Here is a 19,936-nt window from a genome sequence, read left to right as displayed (position 1 = left end):
GGTCCCTCTTCGGAGGATGGAACATGGGTGACACCATCACCAACTGGGCGGGGAACATCACCTTCGGCGCGGCGGGCCTCAGGGTCCCCGGCTCGGTCGAGGAACTCCAGGAGCTGGTGGCCGGCTCCCGCGCCGTACGAGCCCTGGGAACGGGGCATTCCTTCAACGCGATCGCCGACACCACCGGGGACCTGGTGTCCACGGCGGGCCTGCCCCGCGTGCTCGACATCGACAGGCGGGCCCGTACCGTCACGGTGAGCGGCGGAACCCGTTTCGGGGAGATCACCGGCCTCCTCCACGAGGCCGGACTCGCCCTGCACAACCTGGGTTCGCTGCCCCACATCTCGATCGCCGGAGCCTGTGCGACCGGCACGCACGGGTCGGGGGACGGCAACGGCACCCTCGCCTCCGCCGTACGGGCCGTCACGTACATATCGGCCTCCGGGGAATTGGTGACGACGGAGCGGGGCGACGAACACTTCGAGGGCTCCGTGGTCGCCCTCGGTGCCCTCGGTGTCGTCACCACGCTGACGCTGGATCTGGTGCCGGCCTTCGACGTCCGGCAGTGGGTCTACGAGAACCTGCCCGTCGCCGCCCTCCGCGGCGGCTTCGACGAGGTGATGTCCGCCGCGTACAGCGTCAGCCTCTTCACGCGCTGGAGGGGGGACCTGATCGACCAGGTGTGGCTCAAGCGGCGCGCGGACGACCCGGGGGCGGCGGACGAGCCGTCACGGTGGCTCGGTGCCGTGCGGGCCGACGGCCCGAGACACCCCGTCCCCGGCATGCCGGCCGATTCCTGCACCCCGCAGCTGGGCCTGCCGGGCCCGTCACCGTTCCGGCTGCCGCACTTCAGGCTGGAGCACACCCCGAGCAGCGGCGACGAACTGCAGTCGGAGTACTTCGTCGCCCGTGCGGACGCCGTCGCGGCCTTCGACGCCCTGCACGCCGTACGGGACGTTTTCGCCCCCCATCTGCACGTGGGGGAGATCCGGAGCGTGGCCGCGGACGGCCTCTGGCTCAGCCCGGTCCATCAATGGGACTCCGTGGCCTTCCACTTCACCTGGCTGCCCGACACCGCCGCCGTGACGAAGGCGCTGCACGTGATCGAGAACGTCCTCGCTCCCTTCGCAGCCCGGCCGCACTGGGGCAAGCTCTTCGTCGCGGAGCCCGACGCCCTGCGCGGTCTCTACCCCTCGTACGACCGTTTCGCGCGGCTGGCGGAGGCCGCCGACCCCCGGGGAGTGTTCCGCAACGACTTCATCGCCCGCTGCTTCCCCCGGTGAACCGGCCGCTCGCCGAGGCCGGGTGCGCCGCCGGGAACGGGTGACGGACGCGGGCTCCCGGGACGCACCCTGTTAGCGCTCATCTTGCTCTACCCCCCAAGGCCGGAGCCCCGTGCTCCCCACCGTTTCCGGGAGCGGCGTGATCCTGCCTCCTGGTGTGTGAAGTCGCGTGTCCGTCCCTCGTGTCCGGTGCCGAATATGCGACAGAACCGTTCCGGACTCTTGCCCAAAGGAAATGTGAGCGTTAACAATCTGCGGGGGTGAACGGTCGCCCCGTTCCCTGGCGACGAGAGAGATCGGCGACGCCCGCCCGCCCCCGGGGCCAGGGGCCCCGAGCACCGACGAGCACCCGGGGCCCGCCCCTGCCCGCACCGCCCACAGAGAGCACGACGACGTCCCCGCACTTCCGTCCCAAGGAGAGCCGCCTTGCGCCCACGCACCCGCACCACCAGAAAGGCCGGTGTCCTCACCGGCGGCCTGCTGGCCACCTCACTGGCAGCCGGCCTCCTCACCCAGACCCCGGCGGCGGCGGACCCCGCCGTGACCGACTACACCCTCTCCGTCGACGCCGCCGGCACGGGACCGGCGATCGACCCCACCATGTACGGCGTCTTCTTCGAAGACATCAACAACGCGGCCGACGGCGGCCTCTACGCCGAACTCGTACAGAACCGCTCCTTCGAGTTCGGCCCCGCCGACAACCGGTCCTACACCCCGCTGACCTCCTGGCAGCAGACCGCGTCCGGCGGCGCCACGGGCACCCTCAAGGTCGTCGACGACGCCGAACGGCTCAACGAGCGCAACCGCAACCACCTGCGCGTCGACCTCGCCGGCACGGGCGGCACCACCGGCCGCTTCGGCGTCGTCAACAGCGGCTACGGGGCGGGCATCGCCCTCAAGGAGGGCAGGCGGTACGACTTCTCCGTCTGGGCGCGCACGGACAATCCGGCCGGCACCCGTCTCACGGCCGACCTGCGCACCGCCGACGGCACCGTCCTGACCGCGCCGCTCGGCATCACCGTGCGCGGCGACCGGTGGACCAGGTACACCGGCACGCTCGTCCCCAAGGTGACCACCACCGCGGGACGGCTCGCGGTGACGGCCGCCGGCTCCGGGACCCTCCGCCTCGACATGGTCTCGCTCTTCCCCCGCGACACCTACAAGGGCCGTCCGAACGGGCTGCGCAAGGACCTCGCCGAGAAGATCGCCGCGCTCAACCCCGGCTTCCTGCGCTTCCCCGGCGGCTGCCTGGTCAACACCGGCAGTCACCACGCCTACGAGGCCCCGGACTGGGAGCGCCGACGCTCCTACCAGTGGAAGGACACCATCGGCCCCGTCGAGCAGCGGGCCGTCAACGCCAACTTCTGGGGCTACCACCAGAGCTACGGCCTCGGCTACTACGAGTACTTCCAGTTCGCCGAGGACATCGGCGCGATGCCGCTGCCCGTCGTGCCCGCCCTGGTCACCGGCTGCGGGCAGAACCAGGCCACCGACGACCCGGCCCTGCTGAAGCGGCACATCCAGGACACCCTGGACCTGATCGAGTTCGCCAACGGCCCCGTCACCTCCACCTGGGGCCGCAAGCGCGCCGAGATGGGCCACCCGAAGCCCTTCGGCCTGACCCACCTGGGCGTCGGCAACGAGGAGAATCTGCCCGACGCCTTCTTCGCCCGCTTCACCGAGTTCCGCAAGGCCATCACGGCCGAGCACCCGGAGATCACGATCGTCTCCAACTCGGGCCCCGCCTCCGAGGGCGCCACCTTCGACCGGCTGTGGGACCTCAACCGCCGGGCGGGCGTCGACATGGTCGACGAGCACTACTACAACTCCCCGCAGTGGTTCCTGGAGAACAACGACCGCTACGACTCCTACGACCGCAACGGCCCCAAGGTCTTCCTCGGCGAGTACGCCTCCCGCGACAACCGCTTCGCGAACGCCCTGTCCGAGGCGGCGTTCATGACCGGCCTGGAGCGCAACGCCGACGTCGTCAAGCTCGCCTCGTACGCTCCGTTGCTCGCCGACGTGGACAAGAACCAGTGGCGGCCCGACATGATCTGGTTCGACAACAACCGCTCCTGGGGCTCGACCAGTTACGAGGTCCAGAAGCTGTTCATGAACAACACCGGCGACCGGGTCGTGCCGAGCCGCGCCTCCGCCACCCCCTCCGTCTCCGGACCGATCACCGGCGCGGTCGGCCTGTCGACCTGGGCCACCAGCGCCGCCTACGACGACGTCGAGGTCACCGCGGCGGACGGCACCACCCTGCTGAAGGACGACTTCTCCGCCGGGGCCTCCCGATGGACGCCGGCCGCCGGGCGCGGCACCTGGGCCGTCCAGGACGGGGCGTACGTCCAGACCGACGAGGCCGCCGAGGACACCCTGGTCACCGCGGGCGACCCGGGCTGGCACGACTACGACCTGAAGGTCAGGGCCACGAAGAAGTCCGGTAAGGAAGGGTTCCTGGTCGCCTTCGGCGTACGCGGTACCGGCAACCACTACTGGTGGAACCTCGGCGGCTGGGGCAACACCCGGTCCGCCGTCGAGAAGGCCGCCGACGGAGGCAAGCAGACCCTGCTGGAGCACCCCACCACCATCGAGACGGGCCGCGCCTACGACATCCGCGTCCAGGTGCGGGGCCGCCAGGTCACCCTCTACCTCGACGGGCAGAAGTGGGGTTCGTTCACCGACGACAAGGCCGCCGAACCCTTCCGGCAGGTGGTGACCCGGGACAAGGGCGACCTTGTCGTCAAGGTCGTCAACGCCCAGGCCACCGCGGCCCGTACGAGCATCGACCTCGGCACCTCCAAGGTCGCCCCGACGGCCCGCGTGACCACCCTCTCGGGCGCGCCGGACGCCGTGAACAGCGCCGACGCCCACCCGATCCGGCCGCGGACGTCGACGCTGGAAGGCATCGGGCGGACCTTCACGTACACCTTCCCCGCCCACTCGGTCACCTTCCTGCGCGTCGCGACCAGGTAGGGGAACAGGCGGCGAACCGCACCGCCGCCCCGCGCCCCGGCCGGGAAGGACCCCTTCCCGACCGGGGCGCACACACGGCAGGCCCCACCGGACAGGCGGACCCGGCGACGGCCACGGACCCGGGCAGGTCACCGCCGTCGGCTCGGCCACAGCACACCGGCGATCACCCTCGGTTACTATGCTCACTTCATGCCGGAGGCCGGCGGCAGGGGGCGCGCGCCGTCGACGGTCCGCCGGGGAGGGGGAGACCGGCTCGGCAGGCGAAACTCCCCGGATGCTCCCCAGCGCCGTCGACCAGTGACCCCGGCCTCCACGCCCCCGGAGAAGTGGTCCGTGGAGTGCAAGGTCGAAGAGATGGGTGGCCCGGGAAAGTGTTGGAAGAGGTCGTAGCGACCCGCTATGTCACGCCCTTGCGTGAGGGCGGCTCGCTCCCCGGGATCGTCGAGGCCGACGATCTGGGCACGTACGTCATGAAGTTCACCGGCGCCGGGCAGGGGCGCAAGACCCTCGTGGCCGAGGTCGTCTGCGGGCAGCTCGCCCGCCGGCTCGGGCTGCGGGTGCCCGAGCTCGTCACGATCCAGCTCGACCCGGTCATCGGGCTCTCCGAGCCCGACCAGGAGGTGCAGGAGCTCCTGAAGGCGAGCGGGGGGCTCAACCTCGGCATGGACTACCTGCCGGGCTCCCTGGGCTTCGACCCGCTGGCCTATGAGGTGGACCCCCGCGAGGCCGGGAGGATCGTCTGGTTCGACGCGGTGATCAACAACGTCGACCGGTCCTGGCGCAACCCGAACATGCTCGTCTGGCACGGCGACCTGTGGCTGATCGACCACGGCGCCACCATGATCTGGCACCACAACTGGCCCGGTGCCCAGGCCTCCGCCGCCAAGCCGTACGACGCCTCCGACCACGCGCTCGCGCCCTTCGCGCCGGACATCGCCGCCGCGGCGGCCGAGCTGGCGCCGCTCGTCACCGAGGAGCTGCTCACCGAGGTCGCCGCCGACGTGCCCGACGAGTGGCTGGCCGGCGAGCCCGGCTTCGACAGCACCGACGCCCTGCGCCGCGCGTACGTCGAGGCCCTGCTGCCGCGCGCGGCCACCATCCACGAGCGGATCACGCTCGGCCCCCGGACCGAGCGGAGGCCCCAGCAGCCCCCCGGCTGGCTCGCCGAACGCCTCGTACCCCGACCGCACGCCACGGAGAAGGACAGCACCACGTGACCGACCGCGACGTCTTCGAGTACGCGCTGCTGCGCGTCGTCCCCCGCGTCGAGCGGGGGGAGTGCTTCAACGCCGGGGTGGTCGTCTACTGCCGCGCCCGGTCCTTCGTGGCGGCCCGCACCCACCTCGACGAGGCCAAGCTGACCGCGCTCGACCCGGCGGCCGACGTGACCGGCGTACGGGCGGCGCTGCACGCCGTCGAAGGGGTCTGCCTGGGCGGGAACGCCGCCGGGCAGGCGGCGGGCGACGACGCGGGGCGGCGCTTCCGCTGGCTGATCGCGCCCCGCTCGACCGTGGTCCAGCCGGGGCCCGTGCACACCGGTCTCACCGCGGACCCGGAGGCCGAGGTGGAACGGCTGCTCGACCTCCTCGTGCGCTGAGGCGCCCCGGGGATCACCCGCGTGACCGAGGAGTGACGGTGTGCACCCGGTGGGCCGTTGACACCGGGTGCCAGGGCTTCTAGCGTCTCGTCTGCGGACGATACTAAGCGGTCGCTCATGTGCGGGACGCAGGAGCGGGCCGAGAGCGTGCCGGCCGTATCCACGGATGATCCAAGGGCGAGGAGAAACCAAGCATGTCCACCACCGAGCAGCGCGTAGCCGTCGTCACCGGTGCCGCACGGGGCATCGGCGCAGCCACCGCGATCCGCCTCGCGGCCGAGGGCCGCGCCGTCGCCGTTCTCGACCTCGACGAGGCGGCCTGCAAGGACACCGTCGAGAAGATCACCGCCGCCGGCGGCACCGCCCTCGCCGTCGGCTGCGACGTCTCGGACGGCGCCCAGGTGGAGGCCGCCGTCGCGCGCGTGGCCGCCGAGCTCGGCGCGCCCACCATCCTCGTGAACAACGCGGGCGTGCTGCGCGACAACCTCCTCTTCAAGATGTCCGAGGACGACTGGGACCTCGTCATGAACGTGCACCTCAAGGGCGCGTTCCTGATGGCGAAGGCCTGTCAGAAGCACATGGTGGACGCCGGCTTCGGCCGGATCGTCTCCCTCTCCTCCTCCTCGGCGCTCGGCAACCGCGGCCAGGCCAACTACTCGGCCGTCAAGGCCGGTCTCCAGGGCTTGACCAAGACCCTCGCCAAGGAGCTCGGCAAGTTCGGCGTCACCGCCAACGCGGTCGCCCCCGGCTTCATCGTCACCGAGATGACCGCCCAGACCGCCGAGCGCGTCGGCATGGGCTTCGAGGAGTTCCAGGCCGCCGCCGCCTCCGCGATCCCGGTGCAGCGCGTCGGGCGCCCCGAGGACGTCGCCAACGCCATCGCCTTCTTCACCGGCGACGACGCCGGCTTCGTCTCCGGCCAGGTCATGTACGTGGCCGGCGGCCCGCTCAACTGACCCACCCGAACCAGAGGAGGAGGCGGGCATGACCGCACAGGACAGGCCGGAACCGTCCGGCAGGGTCGCTCTCGTCACCGGCGCCAGCCGGGGCATCGGCTACGGCATCGCCGAGGCGCTCGTCGCCCGCGGCGACCGGGTCGTCATCACCGGACGGGGTGAGGAGGCCCTCAAGGAGGCCGTGGAGCGCCTCGGGGCCGACCGGGCGATCGGAGTGCCCGGCAAGGCCCACGACGAGGCCCACCAGGCCGCCGCCGTCGACGCGGCGATGGACGCCTTCGGCCGGGTGGACTTCCTGGTGAACAACGCCGGGACGAATCCGGTCTTCGGGCCCATCGCGGACCTCGACCTCGGTGTCGCGCGGAAGGTCTTCGAGACGAATGTGATCTCCGCCCTGGGCTTCGCACAGCGGACCTGGCACGCCTGGCAGAAGGAGAACGGCGGGGCGATCGTGAACATCGCCTCCATCGCCGGTGTCTCCGCCTCGCCGTTCATCGGCGCGTACGGAATGAGCAAGGCCGCGATGGTCAATCTGACCCTCCAGCTGGCGCACGAATTCGCGCCGGTCGTCCGGGTCAACGCCATCGCCCCGGCCGTCGTGAAGACGAAGTTCGCGCAGGCGCTGTACGAGGGGCGGGAGGCCGAGGCGGCCGCCGCCTATCCGATGGGCCGGCTGGGCGTCCCCGAGGACATCGGGGGCGCCGCCGCCTTCCTGACCTCGGAACAGTCCGCGTGGATCACCGGTCAGACCCTCGTGGTCGACGGCGGCATTTTCCTGAACGCCGGTGTCGGCTGACCGATAATCGGACACTCTCCGGAATTCCTGTCCGGATTGGCCCCGATTACGGAGCGAATGCCTCGTGTGCCCCGCCAGGCTCGGCGATTGACCTGGCGGGGTGCTGCGGTATCGTCGGCCGACCCCAGGCTGAACGAGGAGCGTGCACGTGTTCAACCGGACGAGTCTGCAGGCCGCTGCAGCCCTTGCGTCCATATCCCTGCTGTCCGGATGCGGTGTGTTTTCGGACAGTGAATCCGCCGGGGAGAAGAGAATTGTCGTAGGGACGACGAGTTCGCCCTCCACGCTTGATCCCGCGGCGTCGTGGGACAACTCGTGGGAGCTTTTCCGGAATGTCTTCCAGACGCTCGTGAGTTTCCCGACCGGCAGTACGACCCCGCAGGCCGACGCCGCCGACTGCAAATTCACGGACACGTCCAGCCGGGTCTTCGAGTGCACGCTCCGCGAAGGACTGACCTTCTCCAACGGGCACAAGCTGGACGCCAAGGCGGTGCAGCACTCCATCGAGCGCATCCGCACCATCGACCACGAGGGCGGCCCCAACGGCATGCTGGGCTCCCTCCAGGCGATCGAGACGGTCGGCGAGCGCCGTGTCGTCTTCCGCCTCAACCGGCCGGACGCGACCTTCCCCTTCGTCCTCGCCACCCCCGCCATGTCGCTGGTGGACCCGGCCGAGTACCCGGCCGACAAGCTCCGCACGGACGGGAAGATCACCGGTTCCGGCCCGTACGTCCTCGACTCGTACGAGGAGCGCAAGTCGGCCGTGCTCACCAAGAACCCGGCCTACAAGGGGTTCGCCGAGCACAAGAACGGCGCGGTGACCATCCGCTACTTCGACGAGTCCGAGGCGATGGTCGCCGCCCTGAAGAAGAAGGAGATCGACGCCACCTACCGCGGTCTCACCGCCGCCGAGGTCGTCGAGCTCCAGGACGGCAACAACCCGGACAACGAGTCCCTCCAGATCATCGAGTCCACCGGCGCCGACATCCGCTACCTGGTCTTCAACGCCACGGACCCCACCGTCGCCAAGCCGGCCGTCCGCAAGGCCATCGCCCAGGTCGTCGACCGCGAGGCGCTCGTCAGCACCGTCTACCAGGGCACCGCCGAGCCGCTGTACTCGATGGTCCCCAAGGGCATCGCCGCCCACACCACCAAGTTCTACGACCGCTTCGGCTCCCCGAGCGTCCCCAAGGCCAAGGCGCTGCTGCGCGAGGCGGGCATCACCGAGCCGGTCCAGCTGACCTTCGGGTACGCCACCGACCGGTACGGCTCCGCCACGGCGGCCGAGTTCGCCGAGCTCAAGCGGCAGCTGGAGGCCTCGGGCCTGTTCAAGGTCACCCTCGTCGGCAAGCCGTGGAAGGAGTTCCAGTCCGGTTACCAGAAGGGCCAGTACCCCGTCTTCGGCCGCGGCTGGTTCCCCGACTTCCCGGACCCGGACAACTTCGTCGCCCCCTTCATGGGGAAGAAGAACGTCCTCGGCACGCCCTACGAGAGCCGTCGCATCACCGACGAACTGCTCCCGCAGTCGCGCCGCGAGAGCGACCGCGCGGCCGTCACGGACGAGTTCGTGGAGGCCCAGGAGATCATGGTCCGCGACGTCCGCCTGCTGCCCCTGTGGCAGGGCAAGCTGTACATCGCGGCCGGTGAGGACATCGGCGGCGGCGAGCGCGCCCTCGACCCGCAGACCGTCATGCAGCTGTGGGAGCTGAGCCGTCTGGCCAGCTGGTAGGAGGCCCGGGGACCGGCCCGCGGGACCGGTTGTCAGTGGCCCCCGGTAGGTTCCGTACGAGAAACAGGGACGTCCACCGGAGGTTGTTGACCGTGACCGACACCAGCATGCTGCCCGAGTCCTGGCGGGACGTGCTCGGCGAGGAGCTGCGCAAGCCGTACTTCGCGCAGCTCACCGAGTTCGTCGAGGAGGAGCGGGCCAAGGGGCCGGTCTACCCGCCGAAGGACGAGGTCTTCGCGGCGCTGGAGGCCACCCCGTACGACCGGGTGAAGGTCCTGATCCTCGGTCAGGACCCCTACCACGGCGAGGGGCAGGGGCACGGGCTCTGCTTCTCGGTGCGGCCGGGGGTGAAGACCCCGCCCTCCCTGCGGAACATCTACAAGGAGATGCAGGCCGAGCTCGGCCACCCCGTCCCGGACAACGGCTATCTGATGCCGTGGGCGCGGCAGGGCGTCCTGCTGCTCAACGCGGTGCTGACCGTCCGCTCCGGCGAGGCGAACTCGCACAAGGGCAAGGGCTGGGAGAAGTTCACGGACGCGGTGATCCGCGCGGTGGCCTCGCGGCCCGACCCGGCCGTCTTCGTCCTGTGGGGCAACTACGCGCAGAAGAAGCTGCCGCTCATCGACGAGGAGCGGCACGTCGTCGTCAAGGGTGCCCACCCCTCCCCGCTCTCGGCGAAGAAGTTCTTCGGTTCGCGCCCCTTCACGCAGATCAACGAGGCCGTCGCCGCCCAGGGCCACGAGCCGATCGACTGGCGGATCCCGGACCTCGGCTGAGCCTCGGCCCGATCGGGCCCGGCTGCGGTTAGCGTCATGTCTTCCGGGAGTGCGAGCGCGTGGAGGTCGCGGTGACCGAGCAGCGGCAGGTGGCGGACGACGGTGTCATGACCAGGATCGGGCAGGCCACGATGCTGCTCCACGGCGGTGACCGGGAGGAGGCCCGCAACCGCTTCGGGCTGCTGTGGGAGCAGATCGGTCCCGACGGGGACCCGCTGCACCGCTGCACCCTCGCCCACTACATGGCCGACGCCCAGGACGACCCCGGCGACGAGCTGGCCTGGGACCTCCGGGCGCTCAACGCGGCCGGTGAACTGGGGGAGGAGCGGCTCGCCGCCCACGACTCGGCGGTGGCGCTGCGGGCGCTGTACCCCTCCCTCCACCTCAATCTCGCCGCCGACTACCTGAAGCTCCAGCGGCCCGAGGCGGCCCGGCTCCATCTGGACCGAGCCCGCGCCGCCTCGGACGCGCTCGACGACGACGGCTACGGCAACGGGGTGCGGGCCGCCATCGACCGCCTGGAACGGCGGCTCCGGGGCGCCTGAGGACCGGCCGGACGGGTCAGGAGCCGTACGCCCCCCGGCAGATCCGCGCCTGGTCGCTGCCGGGCGCCCACCCCCCGTACCGCTCGCCCAGCGCGCAGACGTCCGCCCGCGAGAGCGGCGGCGCGGCCGGCAGCCGGGTCTCGGGCAGTTTCGGCAGATCGGGGAGGGCGGGCCGGTCGGGTACGGGCCGCGCGGGGAGGGGCCGTGCGGGGCGCTCGGGCCGCGGCGGTACGGGGGCGGGGCGCGGCGCCTCGGTGCGCGGCGGGCGCGCCGACCGGGGCACGGGCCGTACGGACGGGATGGCGCCGGGCGCGGGCGCCGGGAGCGCGGCTTCGAGGGCCTCGCGGGCCGGCCCTTCGACGATCTGCGGCGCCCCGCCCTGCGCGGGGCGGACGGAATTCGCCGAGGCGGCGGGCGTGGGCGCCGGGGCCGGCGCGGGCGGCGGTGTGTCGACCGCGACGCACCCCGCCAGGGCGGCCATCGCCGCTCCGGCCAGGATCTTCGCTGTGGTTCGGGTGTGCACCGCGCCACTCTGCTGGCAGAGGGGCGGTCTTCGCGCCCCTACCGGCCGGGAATGCCCCGCACGGGTGAGCGGCCGGTGGCCGCCCCTTGACCGGGCCACGGCCTCCGCGCCCGGGGCCGTATCGCCCGCGGGCAGGGCCCGGGGGCGTCAGTCTCCGGTGGCGCCGTCGATCCGCTCGCGAAGGAGGTCCGCGTGGCCGTTGTGGCGGGCGTACTCCTCGATCATGTGGAGGTAGATCCAGCGGAGGTTGTAGGTCCGGCCGTCGCGGCGCTTGCCCTTGCCGAAGTCGTCGAGGTCGTGCGCGGCCGCCAGCGTACGGGCGTGGTCGATCTCGGCCTGCCAGGTCGCGTACGCCTCCTCGTAGGTGTCCTCCTCGGTGGCGTGGATGTCCCGGTCGTAGTCCTCCTCCGTCGCGTAGATCCACCCGGCCTCCTCGCCGGCGAGGACATGACGGAACCAGCCGCGCTCGACCTCGGCCATGTGCCGGACGAGGCCGAGGAGGTTGAGGTCGGAGGGCGGGACGGAGGTGGTGCGCAGCTGGGCGTCGTCGAGCCCCTCGCACTTCATCGCGAGGGTCGCGCGGTGGAAGTCGAGCCACTGCTCCAGCGCCTCGCGCTCACCCGAGGTGGTGGACGGGTCGACGCGCGGGGTCGTTGCGGTGCGTTCGGTGGTCATGCGGGGCATCGTCCCCCATGATCGCGGGCCGTGCCACCGGTTTCCGGGCCGGCGAGCATGCCCCGCAGCAACTCCCCGAAGCCGGTGCGCAGTTCGTCGTGGCCGGGCACGGCGGCGTGGAAGGAGCCGGCGGCGCAGGAGAACATCAGCCCCTCGCACCAGGCGATGAGGGAGAGCGCGTGCCGTTCCGGCGCGGGCGAGCCGGCCGCCGTCATCATCGCGATCACCGGATCGCGGAAGGCCGATCCCGCCCGGTCGTAGAAGCCGCGCAGTTCGGGGCGGCGGGTGGCCTCCAGGGCGAGTTCGTACCGGGAGACCAGCAGGGGGCGGTGGTGGGTGAGATAGCGGTGGAGGGCGAGGGCGAGCGCCTCCGCGAGGGCCTCGGCGTCCGCGCCGGGCGGCGGCAGTTCGTGCGGGGCGATGATCCGCGCCTCCAGCTCCGCCTGGCGGCGGACGGCGGTCTCCAGCAGGGCCTGCCGGGTCCGGGCGTGGTTGGACGTGGAGCCCGGGGGCAGTCCGGCCCGCTCGTCCACGGCGCGGTGGGTGAGGCCGCGCATGCCGCGCTCCACGAGGAGGTCGAGGGCGGCGTCGCCGATCCGTTCGGCGCGGGAGGGGGTCTCGCCGGAGGTGCGCGTACTCATGCCGGAAACCCTACTCACCCCCACCGAACTACACCTGTAGTACGGTGGGGGTGCCCGGCTTTACTACATCTGTAGTCCGAGGAGCAGTCATGGACCAGCACCCCGCCGCCACCCTCAGGGCCCTCGTCGTCGGAGCCGGCGTCGGCGGACTCACCGCCGCCGTCGCCCTCCACCGCGCCGGCTGGCGGGTCACCGTCCTCGAACGCGCCGCGAGCCTCGCCCCCGTCGGCGCCGGCATCGGACTCGCCCCCAACGCCCAGCGCGCCCTCGACGTCCTCGGCCTCGGCGACCACGTCCGCGACCTGTCCGCCTGGCAGGGCGACGGAGGACTGCGCCGCCCCGACGGCCGCTGGCTCGCCCGCACCGACGCGCACGCCGCCGCCGCCCGCTTCGGCGGCCCCCTCGTCCTGCTCCACCGCGCCACGCTCGTCGAGATCCTCACCTCGGCGCTCCCCGACGGCACCGTCCGCACCGGGACCGCCGCGACGCTGACCGACCCCGGCGACGACCACCGGCCCGCCCGCCTCACCACCCCGGACGGTGAGCGTGAGGCCGAACTCGTCGTCGCCGCCGACGGCATCCACTCCGCCACCCGGCACACCCTCTTCCCCCACCACCCCGGCCCCCGCTACTCCGGCCGCACCACCTGGCGGCTCGTCATCCCCGCCCCCGGCCGGCCCTTCTCGCCCCACGAGACCTGGGGCGCGGGACGCCTCTGGGGCACCCAGCCCCTCAAGGACGGCCGGATCTACGCCTACGCCATGGCCACCGCCCCCGCCGGGGCCCACGCGCCCGACGACGAGAGGGCCGAACTCCTGCGTCTCTTCGGTGACTGGCACCAGCCCGTGCCCGAGATCCTCGCCGCCGTCGACCCCGGCCGGGTCCTCCGCCACGACGTCCACCACCTGCCGGACCCGCTGCCCGCGTTCCACCGAGGCCGGGTCGCGCTCCTCGGCGACGCCGCCCACGCGATGATGCCCAGCCTCGGCCAGGGCGGGAACCAGGCCGTCGAGGACGCCGTCGTGCTCGCCCACCACGCCCGCCCCACGGCCGGCTTCACCCCCGGCCGCGACCTCGCCGCCTACACCGCCGACCGGCTCCCGCGCACCACCGCCCTCGTCCGCAGGGCCGCCCGCGCGGGAGCCCTCACCACGCTCTCCGCCCGCCCCGCCGTCACCCTGCGCGACACGCTCGTCCGAGCCGTCTCCCGCTTCGGCCCCGGGCTCGTCCTGCGCGGCTTCGACGGCATCGCCGACTGGCACCCGCCCGTCACCCCCGGGCCGGCGCGCGTAAGCTGACCGGCGCGAACGGCCCGTACCGGCACGGGCCCGCGCACCACGCACACAGCGACGAGGGAGACCCCGTGAAGGTTGGCTGCATCGGACTCGGCGACATCGCGCAGAAGGCCTACCTCCCGGTGCTCGCCACCCTCCCCGGGGTCGAACTCCACCTCCAGACCCGCACCGCGGCCACCCTGGAGCGGGTGGCCGACAGCCTCCACCTGCCCGCCACCCGGCGCCACCGCGATCTCGACTCGCTGCTCTCCGCCGGGCTCGACGCCGCCTTCGTGCACGCCCCCACCGCCGTCCACGCCGAGATCGCCGGCCGCCTCCTCGAAGCCGGCGTCCCCACGTACGTGGACAAGCCCCTCGCCTACGACTACGCCGACTCCGAGCGGATCGTGGACCTCGCCGCGAAGCGGTCCGTCAGCCTCGCCGTCGGCTTCAACCGGCGCCTCGCCCCGGCCTACGCCCAGTGCCTCGACCACCCGCGCGATCTGATCCTCCTGCAGAAGAACCGGATCGGACTCCCCGAGGACCCCCGCACCCTCGTCCTGGACGACTTCATCCACGTCGTGGACACCCTGCGCTTCCTCCTCCCCGGCGAGGTCGAGCACACCGACGTCCGCGCCCGGGTCCGCGACGGCCTCATGCACCACGTCGTGCTCCAGCTCTCCGGCGACGGCTTCACCGCCATCGGCGTGATGAACCGGATGAACGGCTCCACCGAGGAGATCCTGGAGGTCTCCGGCCAGGACACCAAGCGCCAGGTCGTCAACCTCGCCGACGTCATCGACCACAAGGGCCAGCCGACCGTGCGGCGCCGCGGCGACTGGGTGCCCGTCGCCCGCCAGCGGGGCATCGAACAGGCCGTCCTCGCCTTCCTCGACGCCGTCCGCGAGGACCGGCTCCTCGACGCCCGCGACGCCCTGCTCACCCACGAACTGTGCGAGCGGGTCGTCCGCGAGTCCCTGCTTCAGGCCTCCTGAACCGGGGCCGCGCCCCGCGCGGCCGGACTCCCGTCAGCCGGCGGACTCGCCCGCGTGCGGGCTCAGGACTCCCATGCCGACCAGGACGAACAGCAGGATGCCGAGCAGGATCCGGTAGATCACGAACGGCATGAAGGACTTCGTGGTGATGAACTTCATGAACCAGGCGATCACCGCGTAGCCGACCACGAAGGCGACGACCGTGGCGAAGATCGTCGGTCCCCAGGAGACGTGCCCCTCGCCCGCGTCCTTCAGCTCGTACGCACCCGAGGCGAGCACCGCGGGGATCGCGAGGAGGAAGGAGTAACGGGCCGCGGCCTCGCGGGTGTAGCCCATCAGCAGGCCGCCGGAGATCGTGGCGCCGGACCGGGACACGCCCGGGATCAGGGCCATCGCCTGGCAGACGCCGTAGATCAGTCCGTCCCGCACCCCGAGGTCCTTGAGCGTCTTGCGCTCACGGATGGCCCGGTGCCGGCCGCCGGCCTCGTCGCGGGCGGCGAGCCGGTCCGCGACGCCGAGGACGACGCCCATGACGATGAGGGTCGTGGCGATCAGCCGCAGGTCGCGGAAGGGGCCCTCGATCTGGTCCTTGAGCGTGATGCCGAGGACGCCGATCGGGATCGAACCGACGATGACCAGCCAGCCCATCTGGGCGTCGTGGTCGGAGCGCATCGCCTTGTCGGTGAGCGAGCGGAACCAGGCCGAGACGATCCGCGCGATGTCCTTGCGGAAGTAGATCAGGACCGCGGTCTCCGTACCGATCTGGGTGATCGCCGTGAAGGCCGCGCCCGGGTCGTGCCAGCCCGCGAAGGCCGCCGTCAGGCGGAGGTGCGCGCTGGAGGAGATGGGAAGGAACTCCGTCAGCCCCTGGACGAGTCCGAGGATGAACGATTCGAACCAACTCATGGGGCTAGGGCCGTCCCGTATGTACGTGTGCGGTCAGAAGGTCGAGCGCAGCGTACCGTCCCGAGGTGAACGCCCCGGTGATCAGGACGCGTCGGGCTCCACCGGTCCCGCCGTCGTCCAGCCGGGCGCCCGGACGTGGTGGCGCAGGCTGTCGCGGTCGGCCTCCCCGCCGCAGTGCGCGCAGACGAGACGGGGACTGAGGACCTCGCCGCAGTCGTGTTCGAGGACCACCGGGCGGTCGTCGGCGTTGAGGTGGCGGTCACCCCAGGCCATGAGGGTGACCAGGACCGGCTGGAGCTCCTCGCCGGCCGCCGTTGCCCGGTACTCGAAGCGCGGCGGGCGGTCGCTGTACGGCACCTTCTCCAGGATCCCGGCCTCGACGAGCCGCTTGAGGCGGGCCGTCAGGATGTCGCGCGGGGCGCCGGTGTTGCGGGCGATCCGGTCGAAGCGGCGGACGCCGAGCGAGACCTCGCGCAGGACGAGCAGGGCGTACTTCTCGCCGACGAGCGCGAGGGTGTCGGCGATCGAGCAGGGGCGAGGGGCGGCCTTCATGGCCCCAGCGTAGGGGGTGTCCCGCTGAGGGTTTGAAAATCCAACGCGCCGGGATATGTTACCGGTGCGTCTACATCCAGTTTTCCAACTCAGTCTCTCCGAGTCAGGAGCGCCCCATGCGTGACGCCGTCGTCGTCGAAGCCGTCCGGACCCCCATCGGGAAGGGCAAGCCGGGAGGTGCCCTCTCCCACGTCCACCCCGTCGCCCTGCTCTCGCACACGCTGCGCGCCCTCATGGACCGCACCGGGCTCGATCCCGCCCTCGTCGACGACGTCATCGGCGGCACCGTCGACCAGGTCGGCGAACAGGCCATGAACACCACCCGCTACGCCTGGCTCGGAGCCGGACTCCCCGAGTCCGTGCCCGCCACCACCGTCGACCGGCAGTGCGGCTCCTCCCAGCAGGCCGTCCACTTCGCTGCGCAGGGCGTGCTCTCCGGCGCGTACGACATCGCCGTCGCCTGCGGCGTCGAGTCGATGAGCCGGGTCCCCATGTGGTCCAACGTGCCGCCGGGCGCCGACCCCTTCGGGCCCGGGGTCGCCGAGCGCTACCCCGAAGGACTCGTCCCGCAGGGCATCAGCGCCGAACTCATCGCCACCCGGTGGTCCCTCGGCCGCGAGGCCATGGACGACTTCGCCGCCGGCTCCCACGCCAAGGCGGCGCGGGCCTGGGAGGCCGGCCTCTTCGACGGCGAGGTCGTCCCGTACGAGGACGTCCGCCGCGACGAGTCCGTCCGGCCCGCCACCACCCCGGAGGTCCTCGCGAAGCTCCGCCCCGCCTTCGAGGACCCCGGTTTCGCCGCGCGTTTTCCCGCGATCGACTGGAGCGTCACCGCCGGCAACAGCAGCCCCGTCAACGACGGCGCCTCCGCCGTCCTCGTCATGGAGGCCGACACGGCCCGCGCCCTGGGCCTGCGCCCCCTCGCCCGCCTCCACAGCTTCGCCGTCACCGGCTCCGACCCGCTCCTCATGCTCACCGGCGTCGTCCCCGCCACCGAGAAGGTCCTGCGGCGCGCCGGACTCACCCTCGACGACATCGACCTCTTCGAGGTCAACGAAGCCTTCGCGAGCGTCGTCCTCGCCTGGCAGCGGGAGACCGGGGCCGACCTCGCCAAGGTGAACGTCCACGGCGGCGCCATCGCCCTCGGCCACCCTCTCGGCGCCAGCGGTACCCGTCTCACCACCACCCTCGTCCACGCCCTGCGGGCGCGGGGCGCCCGCTACGGCCTCCAGACCATGTGCGAGGCGGGCGGCCTCGCCAACGCGATGATCGTCGAGGCGCTCTGACGCGGGGAACGGGCCGGGACGGACGCGGGCCGGCGCCGCGGAACCGGGGCCCGGGGGAGCGCCCCCGGTACGACGCCGTACTCGGGCCCCCGCGGCCGGGCGCGGCAGTAGGGGCCCCGCCGCGCGCCTGGGCACGTTCAACCGTCGACCCGCTCACCGGCGCGGGCCGGTGCGCGCCCGTGAGGGGCGCGCCGATCGCGCGGCAGGGGCGCCCCCCCGCCTTCTACCCTCGCGTCCGCGCACCCGTACCCGCGAGCGGTGCCGGCGGTACGGAGACGGCCGGCAGGTCCGGGGCCGCCGGGGCGGCGCCGCGTCGGCGCAGGCCGCGGCGGAGACCGGCGCCCAGATGGTGCCGCTTGCGCCAGGCGACGACCGCCGCGGCCAGGCCCGACAGGCCGATGAACCCGGCGGAGACGAGGAAGGCGGGCGAGTCCGGCGAGCCGGCCTGCGCGCCGGCCACCACGTAGGCCGCCGTGTTCGGCACCGTGCCGAGCGCCGTCGCCAGCAGGAACGGCACGTACCCCATCCGGGAGACCGCCGCGGCGTAGTTGGCGGCGGCGAACGGCACCCCGGGGAAGAGACGGATCGCCAGCATCGACCGGAATCCGTGCCGGCTCAACTGGCCGTCCGCCGCCGTCAGCAGCCGGCCCCGCAGCAGCGGCCGCAGCGCGCCCTGTCCCAGGACCCGGCCGAGCGTGAAGGAGAGGCCCGCGCCGAGGACCGTCCCCGCCACGGCCGCCGTCAGCCCGGCGGCCGAGCCGAACAGGGCCCCGGCGGCCAGGTTCAGCACCGGACGCGGGACGAAGGCCGCCGTGCACGCCCCGTACGCGAGGGCGAAGAGGAGAACCGCGCCCGCACCGGTGGCCTGCGGCGGCGGCCCCGAGGCCAGCAGCCGCTGCGGCTCGTACAGCACCACCAGGGTCGCCGCGCCGAGCAGCATCAGCGCCAGCAGCGAGAGCCGGGACCGGGGCGAGAGGAGGACGCGGGAGCAGCGGACGGCGAGGGAGCCCGGCGGCCGGGGGGCGGGAGCGAGCATCCGGGGAGCGTAACGGACACGCCCGTATGATCGCCGTAACGTGCGTCATGTCCGACCGGGCCCGAAGCCCGGAGCACACCCGCGCCGAGAGGGGCCCACGATGACCCGCCCACCGACCGCCGCCGGTCCGGGGCAGGCGGTTCCCGGCGCCCCGGACAGCGCGCTCGCCGACACACTCCTGGACCGGCTCACCACCGTCTACCCGGCGGCCGGCGACCCCTTCCGGGCGCAGGAGATGGTCGCGTACATGAGGGGCGTCGTGCCCTTCCTCGGCATCCGGACCCCCGAGCGCCGCGCCCTGTCCCGCACCGTCCTCGACGGCACCCCGCCGCCCGGCGAGAACGACTGCGCCGCCGTCGCGCTGCGCTGCTTCGCCCTGCCGGAGCGCGAGTACCACTACTTCGCCGTCGACTACCTCCGCCGCCACGTCCGCCGCTGCTCCCCGGCCTTCCTGCCGGTCGCGCGCCGGCTCGTCACCACCGACTCCTGGTGGGACACGGTCGACCACCTGGCCGCCCACGTCGTCGGCGCCCTCGTCGCTGCCGATCCCGCGTCGGCGGGCGAGATGGACCGGTGGATCGAGGACGACGACCTGTGGGTCGCCCGTACCGCCCTCCTCCACCAGCTCCGCTTCAAGGACGCCACCGACGCCGACCGCCTCTTCGCCCACTGCCTGCGCCGGGCCGCCGACACCGACTTCTTCCTCCGCAAGGCGATCGGCTGGAGCCTGCGCGAGTACGCGAAGACGGCCCCGGCCGAAGTCCGTGCCTTCCTCGACGCCCACGGCTCCCGCCTCTCCCCGCTCTCGGTCCGCGAGGCGCGGAGGAACCTGCCGCCGCTGCCGGGGGAGGGCCGGGAGTGATCAGGCAGGGGACGCGTCTCACCGGCGTGTGCGCCGCCTGCGGCGGCACGCTCGTCCGTGACATCGGCCAGTTCTTCGACCGTGGTCCGCTCCGCTGGGGTGTCGAGGCGGGCTGCGCGGACTGCGGGGACGGGTGGTGCGAGCAGGGGGCCGGGTCCAAGTCCCCGGAGGACATCCGGCAGGCGCTGCTGCGTGCGCACGGTGCCGAGCGCCTCCGCCTCGTCCCCGACGGCGCGCCGCGGCGCGTGCGCGTGCTCCTGGCCCTGCGTGAGGGGAGCGAGCTCACCCTCGCCGGCGCCCGGCTGACGGCCGAGCGCCTCATGGGCGGCGGACTCGTCGGGACGTACGTGGAGATGGAGGTACTGGCGGCCCGCCTGCGCCGGCGGGGCCTGGAGGCCGTCGTCCGGCCGGACGTCCCGTGAGGCCACCCCGCCCGCCCACGGCCCCGACGCGCCGCCCGGGCCGGGGCCACGCCGGGCGGATCGCCGCCCTCTGGGCCGGCTGACGGCCCGTGCGGTGCCCGGC

At 72.7% G+C, this 19,936-nt stretch carries 20 protein-coding genes; 14 read left to right on the top strand and 6 right to left on the bottom strand.

Annotation, left to right across the window (positions count from 1 at the left end; all coding sequences use genetic code 11):
* The first annotated feature begins 23 nt into the window (after window positions 1-23).
* The 9 genes from ACFY60_RS16515 to ACFY60_RS16475 all read left to right on the top strand — a co-directional run bounded on the left by ACFY60_RS16515 (window position 24) and on the right by ACFY60_RS16475 (window position 10,661).
* Window positions 24-1,283 carry an FAD-binding protein gene (locus ACFY60_RS16515; RefSeq protein ID WP_388614584.1) on the top strand — a complete coding sequence of 420 codons (1,260 nt, stop codon included), beginning with the start codon at window positions 24-26 and terminating at the stop codon, window positions 1,281-1,283.
* Window positions 1,284-1,709: 426 nt separating this feature from the next.
* On the top strand, window positions 1,710-4,262 hold the full coding sequence (locus ACFY60_RS16510; protein ID WP_388614581.1) for an alpha-L-arabinofuranosidase C-terminal domain-containing protein: 2,553 nt from the start codon (window positions 1,710-1,712) through the stop codon (window positions 4,260-4,262).
* 371 nt (window positions 4,263-4,633) lie between these two features.
* Entirely contained in the window at window positions 4,634-5,479 is an 846-nt protein-coding gene (locus ACFY60_RS16505; RefSeq protein ID WP_388614578.1) for a HipA family kinase, read from the top strand.
* Window positions 5,476-5,859, top strand: coding sequence for a DUF3037 domain-containing protein (locus tag ACFY60_RS16500; RefSeq protein WP_388614575.1), 384 nt, complete (start codon window positions 5,476-5,478; stop codon window positions 5,857-5,859). The genes ACFY60_RS16505 and ACFY60_RS16500 overlap by 4 nt, the downstream gene beginning before the upstream one ends.
* 194 nt (window positions 5,860-6,053) lie before the next feature.
* Window positions 6,054-6,815, top strand: coding sequence for a 3-oxoacyl-ACP reductase FabG (gene fabG, locus ACFY60_RS16495; protein WP_388614572.1), 762 nt, complete (start codon window positions 6,054-6,056; stop codon window positions 6,813-6,815).
* Window positions 6,816-6,843: 28 nt separating this feature from the next.
* Entirely contained in the window at window positions 6,844-7,611 is a 768-nt protein-coding gene (locus tag ACFY60_RS16490) for an SDR family oxidoreductase (RefSeq protein WP_388614569.1), read from the top strand.
* A 148-nt stretch (window positions 7,612-7,759) separates the two neighbouring features.
* A complete protein-coding gene (locus ACFY60_RS16485; RefSeq protein WP_388614566.1) occupies window positions 7,760-9,340 on the top strand; it encodes an ABC transporter substrate-binding protein in 1,581 nt (526 codons plus the stop codon).
* A gap of 92 nt (window positions 9,341-9,432) precedes the next feature.
* Window positions 9,433-10,116 (top strand): uracil-DNA glycosylase, encoded by a 684-nt coding sequence (ung, locus tag ACFY60_RS16480; protein WP_388614563.1) that lies wholly within the window; start codon window positions 9,433-9,435, stop codon window positions 10,114-10,116.
* Window positions 10,117-10,223: 107 nt separating this feature from the next.
* Complete coding sequence (locus ACFY60_RS16475) at window positions 10,224-10,661, top strand: hypothetical protein (protein WP_388614738.1); 438 nt, start codon at window positions 10,224-10,226, stop codon at window positions 10,659-10,661.
* Window positions 10,662-10,677: 16 nt separating this feature from the next.
* Here ACFY60_RS16475 and ACFY60_RS16470 read toward each other — a convergent pair whose 3' ends face one another.
* The 3 genes from ACFY60_RS16470 to ACFY60_RS16460 form a co-directional block, all read right to left on the bottom strand.
* Entirely contained in the window at window positions 10,678-11,184 is a 507-nt protein-coding gene (locus ACFY60_RS16470) for a hypothetical protein (protein WP_388614562.1), read from the bottom strand.
* 147 nt (window positions 11,185-11,331) lie between these two features.
* Entirely contained in the window at window positions 11,332-11,868 is a 537-nt protein-coding gene (locus tag ACFY60_RS16465) for a DinB family protein (protein WP_388614559.1), read from the bottom strand.
* Window positions 11,856-12,500, bottom strand: coding sequence for a TetR/AcrR family transcriptional regulator (locus ACFY60_RS16460; protein WP_388614557.1), 645 nt, complete (start codon window positions 12,498-12,500; stop codon window positions 11,856-11,858). Before ACFY60_RS16460 ends, ACFY60_RS16465 begins: the two co-directional genes overlap by 13 nt.
* An 89-nt stretch (window positions 12,501-12,589) precedes the next feature.
* Between ACFY60_RS16460 and ACFY60_RS16455 the strand changes: the two genes are divergently transcribed.
* Window positions 12,590-13,798 carry an FAD-dependent monooxygenase gene (locus ACFY60_RS16455; protein ID WP_388614554.1) on the top strand — a complete coding sequence of 403 codons (1,209 nt, stop codon included), beginning with the start codon at window positions 12,590-12,592 and terminating at the stop codon, window positions 13,796-13,798.
* A gap of 65 nt (window positions 13,799-13,863) precedes the next feature.
* A complete protein-coding gene (locus ACFY60_RS16450) occupies window positions 13,864-14,769 on the top strand; it encodes a Gfo/Idh/MocA family protein (protein WP_388614551.1) in 906 nt (301 codons plus the stop codon).
* A 33-nt stretch (window positions 14,770-14,802) separates the two neighbouring features.
* Here ACFY60_RS16450 and ACFY60_RS16445 read toward each other — a convergent pair whose 3' ends face one another.
* Both ACFY60_RS16445 and ACFY60_RS16440 read right to left on the bottom strand, forming a co-directional pair.
* Entirely contained in the window at window positions 14,803-15,675 is an 873-nt protein-coding gene (locus ACFY60_RS16445) for an undecaprenyl-diphosphate phosphatase (RefSeq protein ID WP_345286450.1), read from the bottom strand.
* 81 nt (window positions 15,676-15,756) lie between these two features.
* Entirely contained in the window at window positions 15,757-16,227 is a 471-nt protein-coding gene (locus tag ACFY60_RS16440; RefSeq protein ID WP_388614548.1) for a winged helix-turn-helix transcriptional regulator, read from the bottom strand.
* A 116-nt stretch (window positions 16,228-16,343) separates the two neighbouring features.
* On the opposite strand from ACFY60_RS16440, the gene ACFY60_RS16435 reads away from it, so the two are divergent.
* Window positions 16,344-17,513 carry a thiolase family protein gene (locus tag ACFY60_RS16435; protein WP_388614545.1) on the top strand — a complete coding sequence of 390 codons (1,170 nt, stop codon included), beginning with the start codon at window positions 16,344-16,346 and terminating at the stop codon, window positions 17,511-17,513.
* 223 nt (window positions 17,514-17,736) lie between these two features.
* Here ACFY60_RS16435 and ACFY60_RS16430 read toward each other — a convergent pair whose 3' ends face one another.
* Window positions 17,737-18,549, bottom strand: a complete 813-nt coding sequence (locus ACFY60_RS16430; protein WP_388614542.1) for a TVP38/TMEM64 family protein — start codon at window positions 18,547-18,549, stop codon at window positions 17,737-17,739.
* Window positions 18,550-18,649: 100 nt separating this feature from the next.
* Between ACFY60_RS16430 and ACFY60_RS16425 the strand changes: the two genes are divergently transcribed.
* Window positions 18,650-19,411 (top strand): DNA alkylation repair protein, encoded by a 762-nt coding sequence (locus tag ACFY60_RS16425; protein ID WP_388614539.1) that lies wholly within the window; start codon window positions 18,650-18,652, stop codon window positions 19,409-19,411.
* The gene (locus tag ACFY60_RS16420) at window positions 19,408-19,833 is read left to right on the top strand and encodes a hypothetical protein (RefSeq protein WP_388614536.1); all 426 of its coding nucleotides are present in this window, start codon (window positions 19,408-19,410) and stop codon (window positions 19,831-19,833) included. Before ACFY60_RS16425 ends, ACFY60_RS16420 begins: the two co-directional genes overlap by 4 nt.
* Window positions 19,834-19,936: the final 103 nt, after the last annotated feature.

The organism is Streptomyces sp. NPDC012827 (genome assembly GCF_042900905.1).
Classification (GTDB): Bacteria; Actinomycetota; Actinomycetes; order Streptomycetales; family Streptomycetaceae; genus Streptomyces; species Streptomyces gulbargensis.
Note: the sequence above shows the minus strand (reverse complement) of the source record. Positions and strands in the feature narration are given on the sequence as shown.

Coding starts and splice junctions, on each gene's coding strand:
- ACFY60_RS16515 (WP_388614584.1), top strand. CDS start 24: ATGGGTGACACCATCACCAACTGGGCGGGGAACATCACCTTCGGCGCG.
- fabG (WP_388614572.1), top strand. CDS start 6,054: ATGTCCACCACCGAGCAGCGCGTAGCCGTCGTCACCGGTGCCGCACGG.
- ACFY60_RS16490 (WP_388614569.1), top strand. CDS start 6,844: ATGACCGCACAGGACAGGCCGGAACCGTCCGGCAGGGTCGCTCTCGTC.
- ACFY60_RS16475 (WP_388614738.1), top strand. CDS start 10,224: ATGACCAGGATCGGGCAGGCCACGATGCTGCTCCACGGCGGTGACCGG.
- ACFY60_RS16465 (WP_388614559.1), bottom strand. CDS start 11,868: ATGCCCCGCATGACCACCGAACGCACCGCAACGACCCCGCGCGTCGAC.
- ACFY60_RS16460 (WP_388614557.1), bottom strand. CDS start 12,500: ATGAGTACGCGCACCTCCGGCGAGACCCCCTCCCGCGCCGAACGGATC.
- ACFY60_RS16455 (WP_388614554.1), top strand. CDS start 12,590: ATGGACCAGCACCCCGCCGCCACCCTCAGGGCCCTCGTCGTCGGAGCC.
- ACFY60_RS16445 (WP_345286450.1), bottom strand. CDS start 15,675: ATGAGTTGGTTCGAATCGTTCATCCTCGGACTCGTCCAGGGGCTGACG.
- ACFY60_RS16440 (WP_388614548.1), bottom strand. CDS start 16,227: ATGAAGGCCGCCCCTCGCCCCTGCTCGATCGCCGACACCCTCGCGCTC.
- ACFY60_RS16435 (WP_388614545.1), top strand. CDS start 16,344: ATGCGTGACGCCGTCGTCGTCGAAGCCGTCCGGACCCCCATCGGGAAG.
- ACFY60_RS16430 (WP_388614542.1), bottom strand. CDS start 18,549: ATGCTCGCTCCCGCCCCCCGGCCGCCGGGCTCCCTCGCCGTCCGCTGC.
- ACFY60_RS16425 (WP_388614539.1), top strand. CDS start 18,650: ATGACCCGCCCACCGACCGCCGCCGGTCCGGGGCAGGCGGTTCCCGGC.